Annotated in this window: 20 protein-coding genes; 7 read left to right on the top strand and 13 right to left on the bottom strand. The window is 64.2% G+C overall.

Annotated features, from left to right (window positions below):
- Positions 1-26: 26 nt before the first annotated feature.
- Together BDOA9_RS30540 and BDOA9_RS30535 are read left to right on the top strand one after the other, a co-directional pair.
- Positions 27-674 (top strand): QcrA and Rieske domain-containing protein, encoded by a 648-nt coding sequence (locus tag BDOA9_RS30540; RefSeq protein WP_025037747.1) that lies wholly within the window; start codon positions 27-29, stop codon positions 672-674.
- A 139-nt stretch (positions 675-813) separates the two neighbouring features.
- Positions 814-2,538: a methanol/ethanol family PQQ-dependent dehydrogenase gene (locus BDOA9_RS30535; RefSeq protein ID WP_025037746.1), complete on the top strand. Its 1,725-nt coding sequence runs from the start codon at positions 814-816 to the stop codon at positions 2,536-2,538.
- Between the two features lie 89 nt (positions 2,539-2,627).
- Here the strand turns inward: BDOA9_RS30535 and BDOA9_RS30530 are convergent, their stop codons facing one another.
- From BDOA9_RS30530 to xoxF5, 7 genes are all read right to left on the bottom strand, one after another.
- On the bottom strand, positions 2,628-2,885 hold the full coding sequence (locus BDOA9_RS30530; protein WP_025037745.1) for a hypothetical protein: 258 nt from the start codon (positions 2,883-2,885) through the stop codon (positions 2,628-2,630).
- 72 nt (positions 2,886-2,957) lie between these two features.
- Positions 2,958-5,270: a xanthine dehydrogenase family protein molybdopterin-binding subunit gene (locus tag BDOA9_RS30525; RefSeq protein ID WP_025037744.1), complete on the bottom strand. Its 2,313-nt coding sequence runs from the start codon at positions 5,268-5,270 to the stop codon at positions 2,958-2,960.
- A 1-nt stretch (position 5,271) separates the two neighbouring features.
- Complete coding sequence (locus tag BDOA9_RS30520; protein WP_025037743.1) at positions 5,272-5,724, bottom strand: (2Fe-2S)-binding protein; 453 nt, start codon at positions 5,722-5,724, stop codon at positions 5,272-5,274.
- A 628-nt stretch (positions 5,725-6,352) separates the two neighbouring features.
- The gene (gene gfa, locus BDOA9_RS30515) at positions 6,353-6,916 is read right to left on the bottom strand and encodes an S-(hydroxymethyl)glutathione synthase (RefSeq protein ID WP_025037742.1); all 564 of its coding nucleotides are present in this window, start codon (positions 6,914-6,916) and stop codon (positions 6,353-6,355) included.
- A 32-nt stretch (positions 6,917-6,948) separates the two neighbouring features.
- Positions 6,949-8,058 carry an S-(hydroxymethyl)glutathione dehydrogenase/class III alcohol dehydrogenase gene (locus tag BDOA9_RS30510; protein ID WP_025037741.1) on the bottom strand — a complete coding sequence of 370 codons (1,110 nt, stop codon included), beginning with the start codon at positions 8,056-8,058 and terminating at the stop codon, positions 6,949-6,951.
- A gap of 60 nt (positions 8,059-8,118) precedes the next feature.
- Positions 8,119-8,640: a c-type cytochrome, methanol metabolism-related gene (locus BDOA9_RS30505; protein WP_042336817.1), complete on the bottom strand. Its 522-nt coding sequence runs from the start codon at positions 8,638-8,640 to the stop codon at positions 8,119-8,121.
- An 82-nt stretch (positions 8,641-8,722) separates the two neighbouring features.
- Entirely contained in the window at positions 8,723-10,528 is a 1,806-nt protein-coding gene (xoxF5, locus tag BDOA9_RS30500) for a lanthanide-dependent methanol dehydrogenase XoxF5 (protein WP_025037739.1), read from the bottom strand.
- A 512-nt stretch (positions 10,529-11,040) separates the two neighbouring features.
- Between xoxF5 and BDOA9_RS30495 the strand changes: the two genes are divergently transcribed.
- Positions 11,041-12,009 (top strand): helix-turn-helix domain-containing protein, encoded by a 969-nt coding sequence (locus tag BDOA9_RS30495; protein WP_025037738.1) that lies wholly within the window; start codon positions 11,041-11,043, stop codon positions 12,007-12,009.
- Positions 12,010-12,050: 41 nt separating this feature from the next.
- Here the strand turns inward: BDOA9_RS30495 and BDOA9_RS30490 are convergent, their stop codons facing one another.
- From BDOA9_RS30490 to BDOA9_RS30465, 6 genes are all read right to left on the bottom strand, one after another.
- The gene (locus BDOA9_RS30490) at positions 12,051-12,476 is read right to left on the bottom strand and encodes a hypothetical protein (protein ID WP_025037737.1); all 426 of its coding nucleotides are present in this window, start codon (positions 12,474-12,476) and stop codon (positions 12,051-12,053) included.
- Positions 12,477-12,597: 121 nt separating this feature from the next.
- Positions 12,598-13,587: a Bug family tripartite tricarboxylate transporter substrate binding protein gene (locus tag BDOA9_RS30485; protein WP_025037736.1), complete on the bottom strand. Its 990-nt coding sequence runs from the start codon at positions 13,585-13,587 to the stop codon at positions 12,598-12,600.
- Between the two features lie 111 nt (positions 13,588-13,698).
- Positions 13,699-14,712, bottom strand: coding sequence for an FUSC family protein (locus tag BDOA9_RS30480; protein WP_025037735.1), 1,014 nt, complete (start codon positions 14,710-14,712; stop codon positions 13,699-13,701).
- Positions 14,713-14,903: 191 nt separating this feature from the next.
- Positions 14,904-15,833, bottom strand: coding sequence for a substrate-binding periplasmic protein (locus BDOA9_RS30475; protein ID WP_025037734.1), 930 nt, complete (start codon positions 15,831-15,833; stop codon positions 14,904-14,906).
- Positions 15,830-16,186 (bottom strand): c-type cytochrome, encoded by a 357-nt coding sequence (locus BDOA9_RS30470; protein ID WP_025037733.1) that lies wholly within the window; start codon positions 16,184-16,186, stop codon positions 15,830-15,832. Before BDOA9_RS30470 ends, BDOA9_RS30475 begins: the two co-directional genes overlap by 4 nt.
- 10 nt (positions 16,187-16,196) lie before the next feature.
- Entirely contained in the window at positions 16,197-17,861 is a 1,665-nt protein-coding gene (locus BDOA9_RS30465; protein ID WP_025037732.1) for a methanol/ethanol family PQQ-dependent dehydrogenase, read from the bottom strand.
- Positions 17,862-18,180: 319 nt separating this feature from the next.
- Between BDOA9_RS30465 and BDOA9_RS30460 the strand changes: the two genes are divergently transcribed.
- From BDOA9_RS30460 to BDOA9_RS30445, 4 genes are all read left to right on the top strand, one after another.
- Positions 18,181-18,573: a calcium-binding protein gene (locus tag BDOA9_RS30460; protein ID WP_025037731.1), complete on the top strand. Its 393-nt coding sequence runs from the start codon at positions 18,181-18,183 to the stop codon at positions 18,571-18,573.
- Positions 18,574-18,714: 141 nt separating this feature from the next.
- Entirely contained in the window at positions 18,715-19,044 is a 330-nt protein-coding gene (locus BDOA9_RS30455) for a hypothetical protein (protein ID WP_244521543.1), read from the top strand.
- A gap of 217 nt (positions 19,045-19,261) precedes the next feature.
- Positions 19,262-19,342, top strand: coding sequence for a pyrroloquinoline quinone precursor peptide PqqA (gene pqqA, locus BDOA9_RS30450; protein WP_008562446.1), 81 nt, complete (start codon positions 19,262-19,264; stop codon positions 19,340-19,342).
- 217 nt (positions 19,343-19,559) lie between these two features.
- Positions 19,560-20,429: a hypothetical protein gene (locus tag BDOA9_RS30445; RefSeq protein WP_042336815.1), complete on the top strand. Its 870-nt coding sequence runs from the start codon at positions 19,560-19,562 to the stop codon at positions 20,427-20,429.
- Positions 20,430-20,571 lie beyond the last annotated feature (142 nt).

Genomic DNA, 20,571 nt, shown 5'->3' with positions numbered 1-20,571 from the left:
CAGAGTTCCAGCGCCTGCTAGCGGGCATGGCATCGTTCGATACTCATTCATCATCCTCCGAGAATGCTGCGGAATCCGACGTCGATGCGAGCACTGAGCAGACACGGCGATCCGTGCTGCTCGGTGCGCTGGCGACGACGGCGTGTCTCGGCTGCTCCACCCAGGCGCGCGCAGGTGAGGATCCGCCCGGCTCGGACGAGCGGCCGCAGAAGGGCGATCTGCTCGTCTTCTCCGAAGGTGACCGCGAGGGAAAGCTCATCACTGCGGTCGATCTGCCGGTGGGCGGACCGCCCGTGCATGCCTGGCCGAAGGATCCCACCACATCGGTGGTGCGCAGCGCCTCGCGGCTCAACGAGATCCTGATCATCAAGCTCGATCCCGCCGACCTCGACGAGAAGACTCGCGCGCGGGCCGTCGACGGCATCATCGCTTACTCCGCGATCTGCTCGCATGCGGGCTGTCCCGTCACCGCCTGGGTGAAGAGCGATGTCGGCGACAAGGAGGTGTTCAAATGCATGTGCCACAACTCCGAATTCGATCCCCGCGCGGGCGCGCAGGTCGTGTTCGGACCGGCACCGCGGCGGCTTGCAGCGCTGCCGCTGGTGCTCGCTGACGGTTCGCTCAGCGTCGCCGGCAATTTCATGGGAAAGGTAGGTGGCACACAGCCAGGATGACGGAGGGGGCGGGCTCCTGCCCGCGTCACGAGAGGCCGCATCCGCCGATGGGCGGACGACGGAACGAACGACAAGAACGACAAGAATTCACAACAAGAATTCAAACGGATGAAAAAGGGGAACGTCCATGAAGATTTCCATGACCAGGAAGCAATGGTTACTGTCCGGCTTCGTCGCCTTCACGTGTCTTGCCTCGACCGCCGCCCTATCGGGTCCGATCGAGAATTATTCTCCGGTCACCGCGCAGCGGCTGGAAAACCCCGAGCCCCACAACTGGATGCTCTACCGGCGCACCTATGACGGGCAGGGCTATAGTCCGCTCGACCAGATCAACACCTCCAACGTGAAGAACCTCACGCCGGTCTGGACCTTCGCCACCGGCGTGGTCGAAGGCCATCAGGCCCCGCCGATCGTCAACAATGGCGCGATGTTCGTGACCACTCCGATGGGGCAGGTGATCGCACTGAACGCGAAGACCGGCGACGAATACTGGCGCTACAAGCGGCAGCTTCCTGACGATCTGTTCCAGCTGCATCCGACCAACCGCGGCGTCGGCCTATGGGAGGACAAGCTCTACCTCGCCACCACGGACGACCACGTGGTCGCGCTCGATGCAAAGACCGGCAAGGTGCTGTGGGATACCAAAGTGCAGGACTACAGGAAGGGCCAGTACCTGACTCTGATGCCGTTGATCGTCGACGGCAAGGTCATCGTCGGCGGCTCCGGCGGCGAGTTCGGCGTGCGCGGCTATATCGTGGCCTACGATGCCAAGGACGGCAAGGAGCTGTGGCGGACCTTCACCATTCCCGGCGAAGGCGAGCCCGGTCACGATACCTGGCAGGGCGATGACTGGAAGAACGGCGGCGGATCGGCCTGGATGACCGGCAATTACGACAAGGAGACCAGGACGATCTATTGGGGCGTCGGCAACGCCGCGCCATGGCCCGGCGACTCCCACCCCGGCGACAATCTCTACACGGCATCGGTGCTCGCGCTCGATCCCGACACCGGCAAGATCAAGGCCTATCACCAGTACCACCAGAACGATTCCTGGGACTGGGATGAGGTCGAAGCGCCGATGCTGATCGACCTGCAACGCAACGGCCGCACCATCAAGAGCCTGGTCCATCCCGGCCGCGACGCGATCTTCTGGGTGCTCGAGCGCACTCCGACCAAGATCAACTATGTCGCGGGATGGCCGTTCGTCTACACCGACGTCTGGAAGGGCATCGACGAGACCGGCAAGCCGATCGTGGATCCAGCGCACAAGCCGGTGCTCGGCAAGCGCGTCGAGTTCTGTCCCTCGCTGTGGGGCGGCAAGGATTGGCCGTCGGCGGCCTACAGCCAGAGGACCGGCCTCGTCTACGTGCCTGCCAATGAGAATTTCTGCGGCGGCTTTACCGGCGAGAAAGTGCCGCTCAAGCCGGGCGAGCTCTGGCTCGGCACCAAACCGGAGGACATCGGCCTCAAGACAAAGCCGGGCGCCGATCATTTCGGCGAGCTCCAGGCCTGGGATCCCGCAACCGGCAAGAAGGTCTGGCAGCACAACTTCCCCAAGTCGCAACTGTTCGGATCGGTCACGGCGACCGCGGGCGATCTCGTCTTCGTCGGCGGGACCAACGACCGCTATTTCCGCGCCTTCCACGCCAAGACGGGCGAACTGTTGTGGGAGCAGAAGACCAACTCCGGCATCGTCGGCATGCCGGTGTCGTATGAGATCGACGGCACGCAATACATCGCGATCCAGTCGGGCTGGGGCGTCGACGCGCAGCGCATCCAGGACGCGCTCGTGACCAACAACATCGGCATCGAAGCCAACGTGCCGCAGGGCGGCGTCGTCTGGGTCTTCGCGCTGAAGAAATAGCTCCGCGGGCGGATCGACAGAAGCGGAGCAGCAGGGGGGTGGCGAATGCGGCGGACGGCAACGTCCGCCGCATTTGTCAGCGCAGACAGTTACTTCCCCTCGCGCTCGACCTTGTCCTTCTCCTTCTGATTCATCTCGCGAATCTTGGGATCCGGATTGTGCTGCCCGGTGGTCTGGGTGGTGGAGGCGGGCGGGGCGTTCGCGTTGGGCAGCGAAGTCTGGTCGGGGCCGGTGGGGCGCGTCGCGGTGGTCGGCGGGGTCGTGCTGCTCTGGGCGAATGCGCCCGCGGCGGTCAAAAGAAAGGCGCCCGACAGCGAGACTGCGAGCGCCGTTGAGATGTTGGTCATCGATCTGCTCCTGTCAGATCGATGGAAACGGCGCGAGACGCCTTGTGTTCCGCCTCGCGCTCCGGTTCCGTCTCACGCCTCCAATTGCTTGCCGATCGGAAGCGAGCGGATGCGTTTTCCCGTCGCTGCGAAGATCGCGTTGATCAGGGCGGGTGCGAACGGAGGAACACCGGGCTCGCCGACGCCGCTCGGCGGCGTGTCTGATACGGGCGGCACGATGAAGACGTTGGTCACCACAGGCGATTCGTCCATCCTGACGACCTGGAAGTCGTCAAAATTCCTCTGCTGCACCTTGCCGTCCTTGAAGGTGATCTCGCCGTATTTGGCGAGACTGAGCCCCATGATCGCCGCGCCCTCGATCTGCGAGGCGATGCGCTCGGGGTTGACATAGGTGCCGCAATCGATCGCGGTGTCGACCCGCGGCACCGTCAGCTTGCCCTTGTCGTCGACGGCGACCTCGACGATTGTGGCGATGTAGCTGACGAAGCTGCGGTGCACGGCGATGCCGAGACCGTGGCCCTTCGGCACCTTTCGGCCCCATTCGCCCTTCTCGGCGACCAGCTCGACCACCTTGCGCAGGCGCGCGGTGTCGATCGGGTAGCTGTCCTGGGGCTCGCCGTAATTCCAGAGGTCCTTCACGTTGGGCTTGACGATGCGAGGCGAGCCGATCAGCTCGAGCAGCATCTCTTTCTGGTCGCGGCCTGTTGCCTGCGCGATCTCGCCGACCATCGACTGGACGGCGAAGGCGCGCGGGATGTTCGAGACCGAGCGGAACCAGCCGATGCGGGTGAACGCCGCGGCCTCCGGGTTCTCACACGAGATGTTCGCGATCTCGAACGGCATATCGACCAGACCCATGCCGATCTCGAACGGCGCCTGATGCAGCGTGCCGGCGGCAAAGGTCGAGGCGATGCTGGGAGCCACGCTGCGGTGGCGCCAGGCGATCACCTTGCCGCTCTTGTCGAGGCCGGCCTCGATCCGTTCGACCGAGACGGTGTGCAGGAAGCCGTTGTGGATGTCGTCCTCCCGCGTCCACTGCACCTTCACCGGCGCGCCGAGCTCCTTCGAGAGCAGCGCGGCTTCGATCGCAAAGTCGCATTTCGATTTGCGTCCGAACCCGCCGCCGAGCAACGTCACGTTGACCGTGACGTTGGCCTCGGGAATGCCGAGCGTCTTGGCGACGTCCTCGCGGGTGCCACCGGGGCTCTGTACCGGCGCCCAGATCTCGGCCTTGTCGCCCTTGACGTCCGCCACCGCCACCGGCGGCTCCATGGCGACATGGGCAAGATGCGGGAGGTAATACTCGCCGACGATGACCTTGTCGGCGCTCTTCAGTGCGGCATCCGCATCGCCTTCCTTGCGCAGGACGAGCCCCGGCTTGCGCGAGGCCTCCTCGAGCTCCTTGCGGTAGGCGACGGAGTCGTATTTGCCATTGGGACCGTCGTCCCAGGTCAGCTTCAGCGCGTCGCGGCCCTTGATCGCCGCGCCGGTGTTGCGCGCGATCACCGCGACGCCGCCGAGCGGCTGGAATTTCGAGGGCCACGGCCAGCCGCGTACCTGCATCACCTTCTCGACGCCGGGGACCTTCAGCGCCTCCTCCGGCTCGAACTTGACCAGCTTGCCGCCGGTCACCGGCGGACGGGCGATCACGGCATATTTCATGCCGGGCAGCCGCACGTCGGCGCCGTAATGCGCCTTGCCGGTGGTGATGTCGTGGAGATCGACGATGCCGATCTGGCCCTTGCCCAGATAGCGGAAGTTCTTGGGGTCCTTCAGCTTGAGGCCCTCGATGCTGGGCACCGATTCCTTGGCCGCGTCGGCCGCGAGCTCGCCGAAGCCGAGCTTGCGGCCGCTGGCGCTGTGCACGACCTCGTGGTTGACCGCCTTGACCTCGGTCGCCGGCACGCCCCAGCGCTTGGCCGCGGCCTGCTCCAGCATGGTGCGGGCGGAAGCGCCGATCTGGCGCATCGGGATCAGATAATGCCGCGTGCTGCGCGAGCCGTCGGTGTCCTGGTTGCCGAACTTGACCTCGTCGCCATGGGCTTGCTGCACCTTGACCCTGGACCAGTCGGCCTCCATCTCCTCGGCCACGATCAGCGGCAGGCTGGTGCGCACGCCGGTGCCCATTTCCGAACGGTGCCCGACGATGGTGACGATGCCATCGGCGCCTACCGAAACGAACACGCGCGGATCGACCACGACGCCATGCGGCATCTTGCCGGCGCCGGTCTCATAGGCGAGCGCCTGGCGCGACATCACGGGGGCGGCGAGCACCAGGCCGCCGGTGACGCCGAGCCCCTTCAAGATGCTGCGGCGCGACACCTTCTCGACCTTGATGTGCTTTTCGAAGCCGCGAAGCTTGCGGGGATTGTCGATGAAGTTCATGTCACACTCCCGTCGATGCGAGATGGACCGCGTTCTCGATGCGCTGGTAGCAGCCGCAACGGCAGATGTTGCCGGCCATCCCTTCGCGGATCTGGTCATGCGAGGGCTTCGGGTTGTCCATCAGGAGGGCCGCGGCCTGCATGATCTGGCCGGCCTGGCAGAATCCGCATTGGGGCACGTTGAGCTGACGCCACGCCTTCTGCACCGGGTGATCGCCGTTCGGATGCAGCCCCTCGATCGTGGTGACCTCGCGTCCGGCAACGTCGTTGACCGACGTGATGCAGGCACGCACCGCTTGCTTGTCGACGATGACCGTGCAGGCGCCGCACAGGGCCTGGCCGCAGCCGTATTTGGTGCCGGTCAGTCCGGCCTCGTCACGCAGGAACCAGAGTAGCGGGAGATCCGGGTCACCGTCCCAGCTCTGTTCCTGGCCGTTGATCTTCACCTTGATCATGATCGTGCCTCGCTCTTCATAAGCATGCCAAATTCAAAGTCCGCCGACGCCGGTCGGCGACGGTTCGTGCGTCGTCTCGCCACATCCCGCCGTGGTCCCGCGCGGGGAAATCCCGGGGGAGGCAGGAACGCGGATGCGATGTCTGGATGTGCTCGATACCTCCCGTTTTCTTCTTGATTGATTGTCTTCGCGCGGCATCGTGACGGCGCGACCCTAGCAGAGATCGCTCCGACCCGGCGTTCACAGCCGAGTGTTCTCACCGGGAAAAGCTTGCATGGACGGTTTGTCAAAAGCAGGGCGCGTCATCCCGCCCCGTGCTTATCGAATGGGCGCAACGAAAAGAGCTTCGTCCGCCAGCAAGACCGAACGGACGAAGCAGTAGGCCTCAGTCGAGGGAGGGAGAACGCAGAGCACCGCGACTTCAAGCAGGAAGCGGACGGTCCTGCGCAGTCATTCAGAGACCAGGACTGAGGAGCCGATGGGCCTCACTCACGCGTGGTGCAGATGCGGCGGCATCGCGCCGCAGGGGTCCGAAGCGGGGCCTGGCGGCTCGCTGGCGGCGATGGGCGCCAGCGAGCCGAAGATGGTGTGGCCAAGGTCTGGCGGTCGGCCAGCTCAGGCGGCCACCCTAGGCCGCTTTGGCCTTCGCCACATGGGTCGCGATCGCGTCCATCAGGGCCGGTGACAGGCAGTCATAGGGCTCGAGGCCGATCTCCTTCAGCCGCGAACGGATGCCGGCCATCTGCTCAGGCTTCACGCCCGATTCGATCACGGAGGAGACGAAGGCGGCGAATTGCGGCGCCTGCGAGCCCTGCTCCTGGAACAGCTCGGGATGGATGAAATCGAGGCCGTAGAACGGATGGTTCTTGTTCTCGATCCGGCCGTACATGTGCGTGCCGCAGGCCTTGCAGGCATGGCGCTGGATCACCGCCGAGGGATCGACGATCTGGAGCTTGTCGCCGTTCTCGAGCACGGTGACGTTCTGGCGCGGCACCACGGCGACGACGGAGAAGGTCGCGCCCTGCGGCTTCCAGCACTTGGTGCAGCCGCAGGCATGGTTGTGCGCGACGTCGCCCTTGACGCCGACCTTCACCGGGCGGTCGCTGCATTTGCAGACCAGCGTGCCGCCGGCGAAGCTGCCGCTGCCTTGCTTGATGCCGTTGTCGATCGAGGGATGGAGTGCAACAGTCATGGGTCGATCCTCCTTGGTGTGACGTTTTCGAGCTAGAACACGACGACTGAACGGATGGATTTGCCCTCGTGCATGAGGTCAAAGCCCTTGTTGATCTCCTCGAGCTTGAGCACGTGGGTGATCATCGGATCGATCTGGATCTTTCCGTTCATGTACCAGTCGACGATCTTCGGCACGTCGGTGCGCCCGCGCGCGCCGCCGAAGGCGGTGCCGCGCCAGTTGCGCCCGGTGACGAGCTGGAACGGGCGGGTGGCGATCTCCTTGCCGGCCTCGGCCACGCCGATGATGATCGAGGTGCCCCAGCCGCGATGGCAGGCCTCCAGTGCCTGGCGCATCACATTGGTGTTGCCGGTGCAGTCGAAAGTGTAGTCGGCGCCGCCGTCGGTGAGGCCGACGAGGTGCTGAACGATGTCGCCGGTGATCTTCTTCGGGTTGACGAAGTCGGTCATGCCGAACCTGCGACCCCATTCCTCCTTGGAATCGTTGATGTCGACGCCGATGATCTTGTCGGCGCCGGCCATCTTGGCGCCCTGGATGACGTTGAGGCCGATGCCGCCGAGGCCGAACACGACCACGTTGGAGCCCGGCGTGACCTTGGCGGTGTTGACGACGGCGCCGACGCCGGTGGTGACGCCGCAGCCGATGTAGCAGCTCTTGTCGAATGGCGCGTCCTCGCGGATCTTGGCGACCGCGATCTCGGGCAGCACGGTGAAGTTCGAGAAGGTCGAGCAGCCCATATAGTGGTAGATCGGCTTGCCCTTGTAGGAGAAGCGGCTGGTGCCGTCGGGCATCACGCCCTTGCCCTGCGTCGCGCGGATCGCGGTGCAGAGATTGGTCTTCTGGCTGAGGCAGCTTTTGCACTGCCGGCATTCCGGCGTGTAGAGCGGGATGACGTGATCGCCCGGCTTCACCGAGGTCACGCCCGCACCGATCTCGCGGATGATGCCGGCCCCCTCATGTCCCAGGATCGACGGGAAAATGCCCTCGCTGTCGAAGCCGTCGAGCGTATAGGCGTCGGTATGGCAGATGCCCGTCGCCTTGATCTCGATCAGGACCTCGCCGGCCTTGGGTCCCTCCAGATCGACCTCGACGATCTCGAGCGGCTTCTTGGCTTCGAAAGCGACGGCGGCACGTGTCTTCATCGGTAGCTCCTCAAATTCTCGTAGGGCGCCAAGAGGTGGTCTCGGCAGTCCTCGTAACGTTCATTTGTTGCCCATGCAGGCGTCTTCCGCCTTTTTGTACGCCTCTGTCTTCTCCTCCTTCTTGGCGGGACGCTGCCGGCCCCATGCTTCGGTGGAGCGGGCGCGCAGATAGACGTACAGGTCGTCCATGTAGCAGGCCACGTTCGGGTTGTCGCCGAACGCCGGCATGACGTTCTCCTGCGCGGTCGAGATGTTCTTGCGGCCGGAGGCGATCACGCCCAGGAAGTCGCCATAGCTCATGCTCTTGACGGAATCCTTCAGCGCCGGCGCGTAGGTGGAGCCCATGCCGTCGGGGCCATGGCAGACGTGGCAATCGGAGTGATAGCGGCGGTAGCCGGAATAGGTGAACCAGTCCACGGTGCCGTCGGCCGAAATCTTGTAGGTGGGATTGCCCTCCTTATCGAGCCACTTCCCGTCGTCTTCCTTCTTCACGGCGGCGGGGTCGCCCGGACCGTCCGCGATCGCAAGTCCTCCGGACGCAAATAGGATCGTGGCAGCGATGACAAAGCAGATTTTACGCAAGAGCTTGTTTCCTCGGCAGGCGTTCGGTGGAGACGAGCCGGCGCGTGGAGTGATCCACGCGCCGGAGCGATGCTGAAGAAGCCTAGTTCGGCAGCGAGAACACGGTCAGCGTGCCGCCGAGCGCCGTGTAGTTGCTGAGGGCCGCGTAGCCGCCGACCGCGCCGAGGCCTGCGGTCGGATCGGTCAGGCCTGCGGCGAGGCCGATGCCGGCCCAGCCACCCACGCCGGAGAGCACTGCGACATACTGCTTGCCGCCGTTCTCATAGGTGGTGACGTTGCCGATGATGCCGGAGGGAGTCTTGAACTTGTAGAGCTCCTTGCCGGACTTGGCGTCGACCGCCTTCAGATAGCCTTCGAGCGTGCCGTAGAACACCACGCCGCCGGCGGTTGCGAGCGCACCCGACCAGACCGAGAACTGCTCCTTGTTCGACCAGACGATCTTGCCGGTCTTGTTGTCCCAGGCGATGAAGTTGCCCATGTGGGTTTCACCCGGGGGCGGATACATCGAGAGCGTCGCACCCACATAGGGCTGACCCGCGGTGTAGCTCACCTTGAACGGCTCGTAGTCCATGCAGACGTGATTGGTCGGAACGTAGAACAGCTGCGTGTCCGGCGAGTACGCCGCCGGCTGCTCGTCCTTGGTGCCGAGCGCGGCCGGGCAGATGCCCTTCGTGTTCTTGTCCTCTCCGCCGTGCTCGGTCGAATATTGAGCGACGACCTTCGGGCGACCGTAGGTCGGCGAGTTCTTGTCCATGTCGACGCCGCTGGTCCAGTTCACCTTCGGATCGTACTTCTCGGCGACCAGCAGTTCGCCGCTCTCGCGGTCCATGGTGTAGGCGAGCCCGTTGCGGTCGAAGTGCGTCAGCAGCTTGCGGTTCTGACCGTTGATCTGCTGATCGGTGAGGATCATTTCGTTGACGCCGTCATAATCCCACTCGTCGTGGGGCGTCATCTGATAGACCCACTTCGCCATTCCGGAGTCGGCATCGCGCGCGAAGATGGTCATCGACCATTTGTTGTCGCCGGGACGCTGCTTCGGATTCCAGGTCGAGGGGTTGCCCGACCCGTAATAGACCATGTTCAGAGCGGGATCGTAGGAGATCCAGCCCCAGGTGCAGCCGCCGCCGATCTTCCACTGATCGCCTTGCCAGGTCTTCAGTGACGAGTCGGGGCCGACCGGCTTGCCGAGCGAAGTGGTCTTGACGGGATCGAGCTTGATCTGATCGTCCGGACCTTCGGAATAGGCGCGCCAGACCTGCTTGCCGGACTTGAGGTCGTATGCGGTCACGTGGCACTGCACGCCGAACTCGCCGCCGGAGATGCCGACCAGAACCTTGTCCTTGACGACCAGCGCGGCCGACGTGCCGGTCTCGCCCTTCGCAGGATTGCCGTTGGTCGCCGACCAGGCCACCTGGCCGGTCTTGGCGTCGAGCGCGACGAGGTTGGTGTCGGCCTGATGCAGGATGATCTTGCCGTCGCCGTAGGACAGGCCGCGGTTGACGGTGTCGCAGCACATCACGGGGATGACGTTCGGATCCTGCTTCGGCTCGTACTTCCAGATGATCTTGTTCTCGTTGGAAAGGTCAATGGCGTAGACCTTGTTCGGGAACGGCGTGTGGACGTACATGACGTTGCCGACGATCAGCGGGCCGCCTTCATGGCCGCGCAGCACGCCGGTCGAGAACGTCCAGGCGACCTGAAGCTTGCCGACGTTCTGAGCGTTGATCTGGTTCAGCTTGGAATAGCGGGTGTTGGCATAGTCGCCCGCCGGCATCACCCAATCCTTCGGGTTCTGCGACATCTTGATCAGCTCGTCATTGGCTGAGGCGCTGCCGACGGCGAGAGCCGCCGCGGAGCCAAGATAGGTCGCGAGTAGCACCTTGCGCATAGTTATTCCTCCGTTGGTCTCGTTTATTGTTTCCGAAGCATTGCTCAATCACCGGGCTTCTCGTCCGGCGTCTGCTCGTGCAGGGCGGTCACGTTGGGACCAGAAACGATGCTGTGCTGTTTCCTCCTCCTGATGAGAGCCACGGGTCCACGTGCAGGAGCGGCCCGTTCTTGTTGTTCCTGCCGCAATCCCTAACGGCTTCGTCGTCGGGAAACTTGCCCAAGAGAGAAGGCGGTTTGCTCGACAGCGCACGGAGGTGAAGATTTTGATTTTGCAGTAGCGAATTCAGCGGCTTCGTTGCGTCCATGAGGCGCCCTCTGCGCTCAGGTTCCCCTTGACGGCGCTGCAACTAAGGCGGAGGATTAAGCTTCAAGAGTGGCGACGGAACGATGGCGCTCGTTGCGAGAGACCGCTCAAATGCGAGGTAAACGTCACGCGATCACGGCTGAGGGCTCCGGCAGCGCTGGTTGCGATTCGTGCCGAATCTCCGGATCAAATCAGTGGCTGGATTAATGTCCGACACCATTCACACGCTCTCGACGACCGGAATGACGCCGAAGCGGCAGATCCAGAGCTGGATCGACGGGCTCACGAGCCTGTGCGGGCATTTCGACGTCGATCCGCTGGAGGCGTCCTCGCTCGAAGGTCGCATCGATTACACCACGGTCTCGCGCCTGAAGCTCTGCCAGATCGAGGTCAGCCAGCATCGCATCGCGCACACGCTGGCGCGCGCCAAGGCCAATGAACACCCCTACATAAAAATCCACTTCCAGACCTACGGCGTGTCTTATTTCGAACAGGAAGGCCGGCACATCGAGATCAACCCCGGCGACATCATCGCCTATGACGTCTCCTGTCCGCATTCGATCATCAGTCCCGCCTTTACCCGTCACGACGTGGTGATCGTGCCGAAGGCGCTGCTGCGCGACCGCGGATTCCCCTCGCAGCGGATGCCGGCCTGCAAATTGACCGCGAAGACGGGGACCGGGCGGATCGCCCACGATTTCGTCCACGCCACATTCGACGAGGCGGCAAAGCTGTCGGCCAACAGCGCGGTGGGCGTTGCCGATTCGCTGATCGACCTGCTGCTGCTGCCGCTGCGCGAGGCCGACACGATGTTCGATCGTGTCGGGCCCGAAGCGATGTATGTGCGGGCACAGTTCTTCATCCGGGAGCATTTGCGCGATCCGGACCTGTGCATCGACCAGATCTCGGCCGAGCTCGGCTGCTCCAAGCGCTATCTGCACATGCTGTTCTCGGAGCGCGGCACCACGGTGAGCGACTACATCTGGCAGGCGCGGCTGCAGAACTGCCGCCAGGAGCTCGAGGCCCACGCCGGCAAGACCATCACCGACGTCGCCTTCTCCTGGGGATTCTCCAGCTCATCGCATTTCAGCCGGGTGTTCCGTAAATATTTCGGCGTGGTGCCGTCCTCGATCCACAAGGCCCAGCAGGGCGCGGCGAGCTCGGGCGAGCATTAGACGTTTTCGAGCCAATGCGTGCTCGCGCGGTGTCGGCGGCCTCACGCCGGCATGGCGACATAGGGAATGCCGGCCACGAGAGCGACCAGCAGCACCGCGTTCCCCAGCATTCCGCTCCAATGCAGCCGTCGCAACCGCCGCGCGGCCTCGACGTCACCGGCGTCCCGCGCGCTAAGCTGGTCGTCGAACCGTCGCATGAACCAGGGGCGGCCGCAGATCGCCAGGGCCGCGATCGCGGCGACGCCGAGCGCGGCAAGCAGGCGGCCATCGAGCACGAGCGCCACCGTTGCAATCACGCCGGCGACCCGCATCACCAGAAAATGGGCGTTGAACATTCCGCGCAGCAGCTGGGCGACGGGCTGGATGTCCAGCCTCACCAGCAGGAAAGCGGGCGAAGCCAGCGTGAAATAACTCATCGGAAAGAGCAGGATGATCATGACGGCGACGGCGACTGCATCCGGTGTCATGCGATCGGCCTTCCTTGTCCGCAAGAGGCGCGCAATCATAGCGGGAAAATGCGCTTCCGGTACTAGGCTTTGGTCGGACTCCGGGGCGGGAGTAACCGGTGTGCCCGCCACGGCGTGAAGGTCAGGCCGGCTCGAGGCCGAGCGATTTCGCGCTCTCGATCCAGATCGGCAGCTCGCGCTGGTACAGCGCATTGGTCTCCTTGAAGCCGATTGCGGGCTCGAGCACGAAGGTCGCGAGAACCTCCTTCACCTTCGGATCGTTGTTGGCGGCGACGCAGAGCTCGGCGATGCGGTCGACGACGGCTTGCGGCGTTGCCTTCGGCACAGCCCAGCCGGTGAATCCGCTCACGGTGAAGAACTTTGACGTCGCGCCCTGTTCGGGAAGGGTCTTGATCGCGGGGATCGCATCGACCTTCTTCGAATGCACGGCGAACACCGTGCCGCGGTCGCTTTGCAGGACCGACTGCGCGGCCGTGTAGCTGCCCATCGCGGCATCGAGGGTGCCTTCCAGCATTCCCGTCCACATCGGCGCCTCGCCGCGATAGTGCACCGGCTCGATGTTGAGGCCATACTGCTTGTTGAGCTCGTTGATCGTCATGTGCGGGGACGAGCCCGCGCTGTAGGTGCCGAAATTCACCTTGCCGCTCTTGCGCGCGAAGGCGACGAAATCCTCCAGCGTCTTGACCCCGGTCTTGGGGTTCGCGACCAGCAACAGGCCCGCGCCCGGGATGACGCTGACGAGCGTCAGATCCTTGTCCATGTCGTAGCCGGGATTCTTCATCACCACCCGGTTCATGATGTAGGTGGTCGAGATCGAGCACAGGATGGTGTGGCCGTCGGGCTCGGCGCGGGCGACCTCCGCCGTGCCGATCGCGCCGGAGGCGCCGGGCTTGTTCTCGATGACGACGGTCTTGCCGACCTGCTTGGAGATGAACTCGCCATAGGCGCGCGCGAGCAGGTCGGTCTGGCCGCCCGCGGGATAGCTGCAGATCATGCGAATCTGCCGCGCCGGCCAGCTGCCTTGCGCGGAGGCGCCGCGCGAAACGAAAGGCATCGCCAGTGCACTGGTACCGGCGGCGATGAAGTGGCGGCGATCGAGTTTGGCGGACATGATTCTCTCCCGGATTTTTGCCGAACCTACTGCATCAGGCCGTCGCTGCCATGTGCCGCAGGCGAGACAGATTGGCGCATTCGATCCGCTCGGGCGCTGCCTATTCGGTAATCACCCGGACGTTCGTGCCTTCCGTATCAGCTGCGGCCAGACGATCTCGGCCAGGGCTACTGCGATAAGACCGAACGTGCCGCCGATCAGCACGTTGACGATGCGCTCCTCGGCGATCCCGCTGGCGCCGCCGGCAAAGGACGCCGCCAGCGCGATAAAGAAGCAGCGCAGGCCGAATCCGACGACATAGCGGGAGAACGAGATCAGCGTGAGGGTGGCTGCGAGAACCGCGACCGCGTAGCCGATGCGGCTTTGCGGCAGGGCAAGGCCCGTGACGAAGCCCAGCGGCACGCCGACGAAAGCGCCGATCGCGCGCTGCTTCAGCTTGCCGGTGGAGGCGGCGAGATCACCGACGACGACGCTTGCAGCCGACCACATCACCCATTGTCCCTGCGCGAGGTCGAGGATCTCGACCAGCGCTGCTGATGCGAACACCGCCATGGCGGTCGCGAGCGCAGGCAGAAACCACTCGGCCGCGGGTAGCCCGAACGAAGCCGCCTCGGTGCCGCCGCGCCGTCGCTGGTCATGGACCTGGACGGCACAGACCAGCGCCAGCGCGATCGGAGAGGAGACGGTGAGGACGCCGGCGTGGCGCAGCGCCTCCGGCGGACTGAGACCTTCCCGCACCTCACAGGCGAGATAGACGGCGGGGATGAACACCCAATTGCCGAGTGTGCGGAAATGCTCGCCATGGCGCGTCCCCGCCGCCGCCAGGAAGCCGGCGAGCGCCGTCAGCACGACGAAGAGTGGCTTGATCGGAGCGGCCAGAAACAGCGCGGCAAAGGTGACGAGAATGGCAAGGTAGTGCCACGCGACGATTCTCGGCGCCAGTTGCAGCCGCAGCGCCGGAATGAGCAGCGAAACCGCGACCAGGCCGAGATTGAGCAGCGCCGTGTCGCGCGCGATGACATAGGCGGCGACGATCGGGCCGACGACGATCAACGCGCGCGAGAGCTCGCGGGTCTTGATCTCGCGGGAGAGGAGGTCGCGCAGGTTTGCGGCAGAAGGACTCACGACGTCCCCAAATGGCGGAATGAACGGCTCCAGTATACGATCCAGTATACGAAGTGAGACGCCGCTAGCCACATCCTCCGTCATTCCGGGATGCGTGCGCAGCACGCAGGCCCGGAATCCATCGCGCCGCATGCGCTGCGGAGAAATGGATTCCGGGTTCGCCCTGCGGGCGCCCCGGAATGACGGAGCCTCTACCGCTGGATGATCTTCGTCCAGACGTCGCCGAGGATCGCGGGCTCGCGTGGCGGCAGATAGGTGAGGCCGGCCTGCTTGCCGAATTCGGCGATCCTGCCTGAAGCCGTGAGCTCGGTCAGTGCCCTGTTGACGGCCTCCATCAGCGCGCCATCGCTGGCGAGCCCGACATAGCCGCGATTGGCGCCGATCGGGTAATAGTAGCCGGACGCCGTGATCGCAGTATCCGGGTGCGCGGCGCGATGGGCGTCGAAGCGGGCGAGATCGATCAGTGTCGCGTCATGGTCGCCGCGTTCGAGCGCGCCGAGCAGATCGTCGCGGCCGGGGACGAGGTGCGTGATGTTGTCGATCAGGCGACCCTTGTCGAAGGTCATCAGGATGGCGTCGCCGAGTGATCCGCTTTCGATGACGAGGCGAAGGCCGGCGAGATCGCCGATGTCGCCGATGTTGCGCCGCTGCGCCTTCGGCCCCAGCACCACCGTCATCGGCGAATAGATGTAAGGCTGGCTCGGCGCGAGCACGCCGAGCGGGACGCGGCGCCGCCGATCGTCGCGCGTGGCTCCGGCGAAATCCGGCAAGCGCGCCGTCTTCATCCCGGGTGCGACGAGCGAATCCTGCGTCAGCGCGTAGCCGCCGACGAGCGAGCAGCGCCCGTCCGAGAGCAGCGCGTTGGCTTCGAGCTGCGGGCTCGAATCCTCGTCCAGCTTGCTCTCGAACCACTGGATCTTCAGCGTGCGTCCCAGCCGCTCGGCGATCGCCTGCGCCAGCAGCACGTCGAAACCGGCATCCGGCTTGCCGCGGTGATGCACCGAGAGCGGAGGCCGGTCCTCGTCGAGACAGACCTTCAGGGGATCGTCGGCCGCAAGAGCGGCCGAGGCCAACGTCGACAGCAAGGCCGCAACGCTCCAGGCAACGCGCCGGCTCCTCATGGCTTTCTCCGGCTGGAAACGAAGGCCCAGAGGTTGCCGATCTCGTCGTCGCTGAGGATGTCGCCCCAGGGCGGCATCTTGTTGTTCTTGCCGTTCTTGACCGTGGTGACGAAGCGCGTCTTGTCGTCGGGAAAGACACGCAGGTCCGGCGTGATGGTGCCGGAGTTCATCAGGTTGGGGCCGTGGCAGTGTGAGCATTTCTCGGCATAGGTCGACTTGCCGTGGTCGATCTGCGCCTGCAGTGGATTGCCGGTTGCGTCATCCGCGGCGCGAACGGTCGCCGCAAGCGCGACCGTCAGCGCCGCGACGGTGGCGATCGTCGCCACCGTCCTGTGTGATACTTCTCTCAGCATCGTGCCGTGGTTACTGCTTGACCGCAAAGACCCACAGCGAGCCGCCAGGCGGCACGTTGGCAAGCCGCTCGTCGCCGGAGAACAACGAGTAGACGCCGCCATAACCGCTGGTCACCGCGACGTATTGCACGCCGTCCTGTTGCCAGGTCACCGGCTGTCCCTCGATGCCGGACCCGGTCTGGAACTGCCAGAGCTTCTTGCCGGTGTCGGCGTCGAAGGCCTCGAACTCGCCGGTCAGCTGACCCGAAAACACGACGCCCCCGGCGGTCGACAGCACGCCCGAGAAGCGCGGAATGTCGCTCGGCGCCTCCCACTTGGCCTTGCCGGTCATGGGGTCGATGGCCTTGAGGTAGCCGCGCGGACCATCGTCGAACTGCCAGGGATCGGACAGGTCCATGCCGAGATACCATTCACCCTGCTTGAAGGTGACGGGCTCCGCCTTGTACTTGCCGCCGAAATTCAGCGTGTTGGCATAGGCGAGGCCGGTCTGCGGATTGAACGACATCGGCTCCCAATTCTTGCCGCCGAGGATCGACGGATAGACCGTGACCTTCTTGCCCTCGCGCGCCTCCTTGGAAACGTCGGTTTCGATCGGACGTCCGGTCTTCATGTCGATGCCGGTCGCCCAATTCACCTTCACGTAAGGATTGGCCGCGAGCAGCTTCCCGTTGGTGCGGTCGAGCACGTAGAAGAAGCCGTTGCGGTTGGCATTCATCAGCGCCTTGGTCGGCTTGCCCTCGACGTTCACGTCGGCGAGCACCATCTCGGCCACGGCGTCGTAGTCGAACGGGTTGTTCGGCGAGAATTGGTAGTGCCACTTGATCTTGCCGGTCTTGGGATCCATCGCCAGCACGGAGCAGGTGTAGAGATTGTCGCCGGGACGCACCGCCGAGTTGAACGGGCCGGGATTGCCGATGCCCCAATACACCGTGTTCAGCTCGGCGTCATAAGATCCCGTGATCCAGGTCGAGCCGCCGCCGAGCTTCCAGGTGTCGCCCTTCCAGGTGTCGCCGCCGGGCTCGTCCGGCGAGGGAATCGAGTGGGTCCGCCAGAGGTGCTTGCCCGTTGCCGGATCCCAGCCGTCGATGAAGCCGCGGGTGCCGAACTCGGCGCCGGAAATGCCGGTGATAACCACGCCGTCGGCGACCAGCGGGGCCACCGTCATGGAGTAGCCTTCCTTGATGTCCGCTGCTTTCTGCCGCCACAGCTCCTTGCCGTTCTTGGCGTCGATCGCAATCACGTTGGCGTCGAGCGTCGTACGGAATAATTTGCCTTCGTGGATGGCGACGCCGCGATTGATGATGCCGCAGCAGACGATTCGAGGTGTCTCGGCAGGGTATTCGATCTTGCTCTTCCAGATCTGCTTGCCGGTCTTGACGTCCACCGCCATCGTCGCATTGTGCGTGGTCACATAGATCACACCCTGATAGACGATGGGTTGGGACTCCTCACTGCGATCATCATTGAAGGAGTAGTTCCAGACCGGGACGAGGTTCTTGACGGTGTCCTTGTTGATCTGCTTCAGCGTCGAAAAGCGCTGGAGATTGTACCCCATCCCATAATTGAGAACGTTCGACGTGTCGGTCGCGCCCTTGACCAGCTGCTCGGTGGTCTGTGCATTTGCACAGGTTGACGCAAGCATGACGAGGCCTGCGGCCATCGCAAAGCGTTTCATCCGTTCCTCCCAATATGCGCGCCTTTTGACGCTGCGACTGCAACACTCCGTCGGAAACCAAAACGCGTCAATACGAAAGTCGTAACTGTCGTGCCGATATCGTCGGCGGTCACCTGACGGAAACCTGACAAAGGCAACTCCAACTTGTGCGCAGACGCTGAGAAATTCCGCGGCGCGAAGCGCGTTCGGGAGCAGGTCAATGCATCTCCGCCGGTTGTGGCGCGCGCAAGTTGCAAGACCGGACTTGAACCGAGGGCCGCTTGCGGGTTTATCTCGGTTCTGCCCCATCGATCCGGGGCTCTATGCCAGGGAGGTCTCGATGATTTCGGCTCGCTCGATTGCCATTGCACTTGTGATTGCACTGTCGGCCGGACCGGCGTGGTCGGCCTCCGGCAATGCGGTCAAGTTGTTCGACACCGACAACGACGCCACGCTCGATCTCGCCGAGGTGAAGAAGGCCGCCGCCGCCACGTTCGCAAAGCTCGATCCCGATCGCGACGGCACGCTCGATGCGCGCGAATTGCGTGGACGGTTGACCGCGAAAGAACTCGCCGCGGCCGACCCCGACCGAGACGGGACCCTCACCCTCGACGAATATCTGTCGGTGGTCGAGCAGCGTTTCAACGCAGCCAATCCCGACAAGGATGGAACGCTGGATGCGAAGGAGCTGAACTCGCGCGCCGGGCGCGCGCTCGTACGATTGCTCCGGTGAGCGCCGCGATGGAACGGGCATGACGGACGCAAGGTTTGCGGCCATTCCTGTCTGACGCTCGGGAACATCGGGCGGCTCGGCCTGTTTCTCCGCATGTCCTGCTGGCGTCGGGGCTGCGCGGCGGGAGAAAAGGAGATGCAGATGAACACGACGCGTTCCCTTCTAGCTGCCTGCACAATCCTGACGCTGAGCGCCGGAGTTGCGGTCGCCGGTCCCTGCAACACCGGCAGCGCCAGCACCGACAAGGATGCGGGTTCTGGCCCGGTCACCGTGGGCTCCGCACAATCGCACACCTCCGGGTCGGCGAGCGATACCAGCCAGCATCCACCGACCAGCACAATGAACCGTGCCAGCGGTGAATCGCCGGCATCGTCCGAGGATGCGCAGCGGCAAATGCAGAGCGAGCCGACGGCGGCTCAGCGCGCCGCAGGCGCCAAGCCGAATGCCGACATGGCCGACAAGGGCTGCTGACGCGCCCTTGCCGATTCGACGCGCGGTGCGTTGCACAAGGCAGTATCTCGCTGGTCGTGCTTGACCAAGAGGGAACTTGCTTTGTCCGAGAGAGAAATGCGGCCACCAAGAAATCGGCACAGACGCGTCGGGCGTCGAATCGAGGCTTGAACTGCACTCGACGCAGCCCTAGGTTTTTCGCCGCGCGATGTCGCGCTCAGTACCTTGGGAGACCCGAATGGCTTGGAAAGCTCCGAAGATCGTGGAAGTGCCGGTCGGCATGGAAATCAACATGTACGCCTGCGCTTCGCGCAAGTAAGACCGACGACCTGCCGCGGCTTCGACGGCACATGCCGTCGAAGCCGCGGCATTGGCGGATCATCGCGCGCCGTGGTTGAGCTCGTGCTCCGGTGCTGTCGCCAACCTCGCACACCTTCAATTGCCTCCAGCAAAATTTCGATCGCGTTCTGCGGCACTGTGATAGGCTCGCTCCTGGTCAGCGCCGCATCAGGCGGCGCACGCCTTCGGGGCAGGGGATGCGCGGCGGGGCTTGCAGATTCGCGGTGGCGCTTGCGTGCATGGCTGCGCTCACACCGGCGTGCGTCAGTGCCGAGGACGGTTTCGATACCGAGCACATCTTCGGCTTCATGATCGGCACCGATGTCGGCAATGTCGGCGAGCGCGAATTCCAAACCCAGACGACGGGACGCTTCGGCAAGGGCAGGGGCACCTATCGCGCCCTCGAGCACGAGGTCGAGATCGAGGTGGTGCCGCTGCCGAATTTTCGTATCGAGGTCGGCGGCACCGCCAGCTTGCACGACATCACGGGTGTTCCTGACATCGACGACCGCCGCCAGTTCAACTTTCAGGGCATCTCGCTCGACCTGCGCTATCGCCTGCTCGACCGCGAGCGCGCGCCATTCGGCCTCACGATTGCGGCGGAGCTCCACGGCGACCGCATCGATGAGACCAGCGGCGCGAAAGGGCGGATGTACGGCACCGAATTGACGCTCGCGCTCGACCGCGAGCTCATCCCGAACTTCGCCATCGGCGCCCTCAACCTGATCTACCAGCCGGAATGGGCGCGCTTCGAGATCGGAGGGGCATCCGAGAAGAGCTCGACGGTCGGCGCCGCGTTTGCCGGCCTGGTGCGGGTGCGGCCCAATGTGCTGCTCGGCGGCGAAATGCGTTACTTCCGGCAGTATGAGGGCATCGGCCTTAGCGAGTTCTCAGGCCAGGCCCTGTTCGTCGGCCCCACCGCCTATTTCCAGCTCTCCGAGCGCTCCCGGCTCACCATGAGCTGGAGCATGCAGGCCTGGGGGCGCCCGGCCGGCTCAGGCGGTAATCTCGACCTCGTCAATTTCGAGCGACATCAGGCGCGATTGGTGTTCGGCGTGAATTTCTAGCAGTGCTCTCTTCGCCTCTCCCCGCGTGCGGACCGCCTGCGGGGAGAGGCCGGAATTTGCGAGAACAAATTCCGGGTGAGGGGGACTCTTTGAAACTTCCCCCTCCTTCGCGCGTAGCTTCATGTGCTAATCTCTCCAGCGC

This window comes from Bradyrhizobium sp. DOA9 (assembly GCF_000617845.2).
Taxonomy (GTDB): domain Bacteria; phylum Pseudomonadota; class Alphaproteobacteria; order Rhizobiales; family Xanthobacteraceae; genus Bradyrhizobium.
This window is presented reverse-complemented; position numbering and strand designations above follow the sequence as displayed.

Excerpts from the sequence above, each read along its gene's own strand:
- BDOA9_RS30510 (WP_025037741.1), bottom strand. The coding sequence starts at position 8,058 with ATGAAGACACGTGCCGCCGTCGCTTTCGAAGCCAAGAAGCCGCTCGAG.
- BDOA9_RS30485 (WP_025037736.1), bottom strand. The coding sequence starts at position 13,587 with ATGTCCGCCAAACTCGATCGCCGCCACTTCATCGCCGCCGGTACCAGT.
- BDOA9_RS30495 (WP_025037738.1), top strand. The coding sequence starts at position 11,041 with ATGTCCGACACCATTCACACGCTCTCGACGACCGGAATGACGCCGAAG.
- gfa (WP_025037742.1), bottom strand. The coding sequence starts at position 6,916 with ATGACTGTTGCACTCCATCCCTCGATCGACAACGGCATCAAGCAAGGC.
- BDOA9_RS30490 (WP_025037737.1), bottom strand. The coding sequence starts at position 12,476 with ATGACACCGGATGCAGTCGCCGTCGCCGTCATGATCATCCTGCTCTTT.
- BDOA9_RS30525 (WP_025037744.1), bottom strand. The coding sequence starts at position 5,270 with ATGAACTTCATCGACAATCCCCGCAAGCTTCGCGGCTTCGAAAAGCAC.
- BDOA9_RS30540 (WP_025037747.1), top strand. The coding sequence starts at position 27 with ATGGCATCGTTCGATACTCATTCATCATCCTCCGAGAATGCTGCGGAA.
- BDOA9_RS30475 (WP_025037734.1), bottom strand. The coding sequence starts at position 15,833 with ATGAGGAGCCGGCGCGTTGCCTGGAGCGTTGCGGCCTTGCTGTCGACG.
- BDOA9_RS30460 (WP_025037731.1), top strand. The coding sequence starts at position 18,181 with ATGATTTCGGCTCGCTCGATTGCCATTGCACTTGTGATTGCACTGTCG.
- BDOA9_RS30455 (WP_244521543.1), top strand. The coding sequence starts at position 18,715 with ATGAACACGACGCGTTCCCTTCTAGCTGCCTGCACAATCCTGACGCTG.
- BDOA9_RS30445 (WP_042336815.1), top strand. The coding sequence starts at position 19,560 with ATGCGCGGCGGGGCTTGCAGATTCGCGGTGGCGCTTGCGTGCATGGCT.
- BDOA9_RS30470 (WP_025037733.1), bottom strand. The coding sequence starts at position 16,186 with ATGCTGAGAGAAGTATCACACAGGACGGTGGCGACGATCGCCACCGTC.
- BDOA9_RS30535 (WP_025037746.1), top strand. The coding sequence starts at position 814 with ATGACCAGGAAGCAATGGTTACTGTCCGGCTTCGTCGCCTTCACGTGT.
- pqqA (WP_008562446.1), top strand. The coding sequence starts at position 19,262 with ATGGCTTGGAAAGCTCCGAAGATCGTGGAAGTGCCGGTCGGCATGGAA.
- BDOA9_RS30530 (WP_025037745.1), bottom strand. The coding sequence starts at position 2,885 with ATGACCAACATCTCAACGGCGCTCGCAGTCTCGCTGTCGGGCGCCTTT.
- BDOA9_RS30520 (WP_025037743.1), bottom strand. The coding sequence starts at position 5,724 with ATGATCAAGGTGAAGATCAACGGCCAGGAACAGAGCTGGGACGGTGAC.
- xoxF5 (WP_025037739.1), bottom strand. The coding sequence starts at position 10,528 with ATGCGCAAGGTGCTACTCGCGACCTATCTTGGCTCCGCGGCGGCTCTC.
- BDOA9_RS30465 (WP_025037732.1), bottom strand. The coding sequence starts at position 17,861 with ATGAAACGCTTTGCGATGGCCGCAGGCCTCGTCATGCTTGCGTCAACC.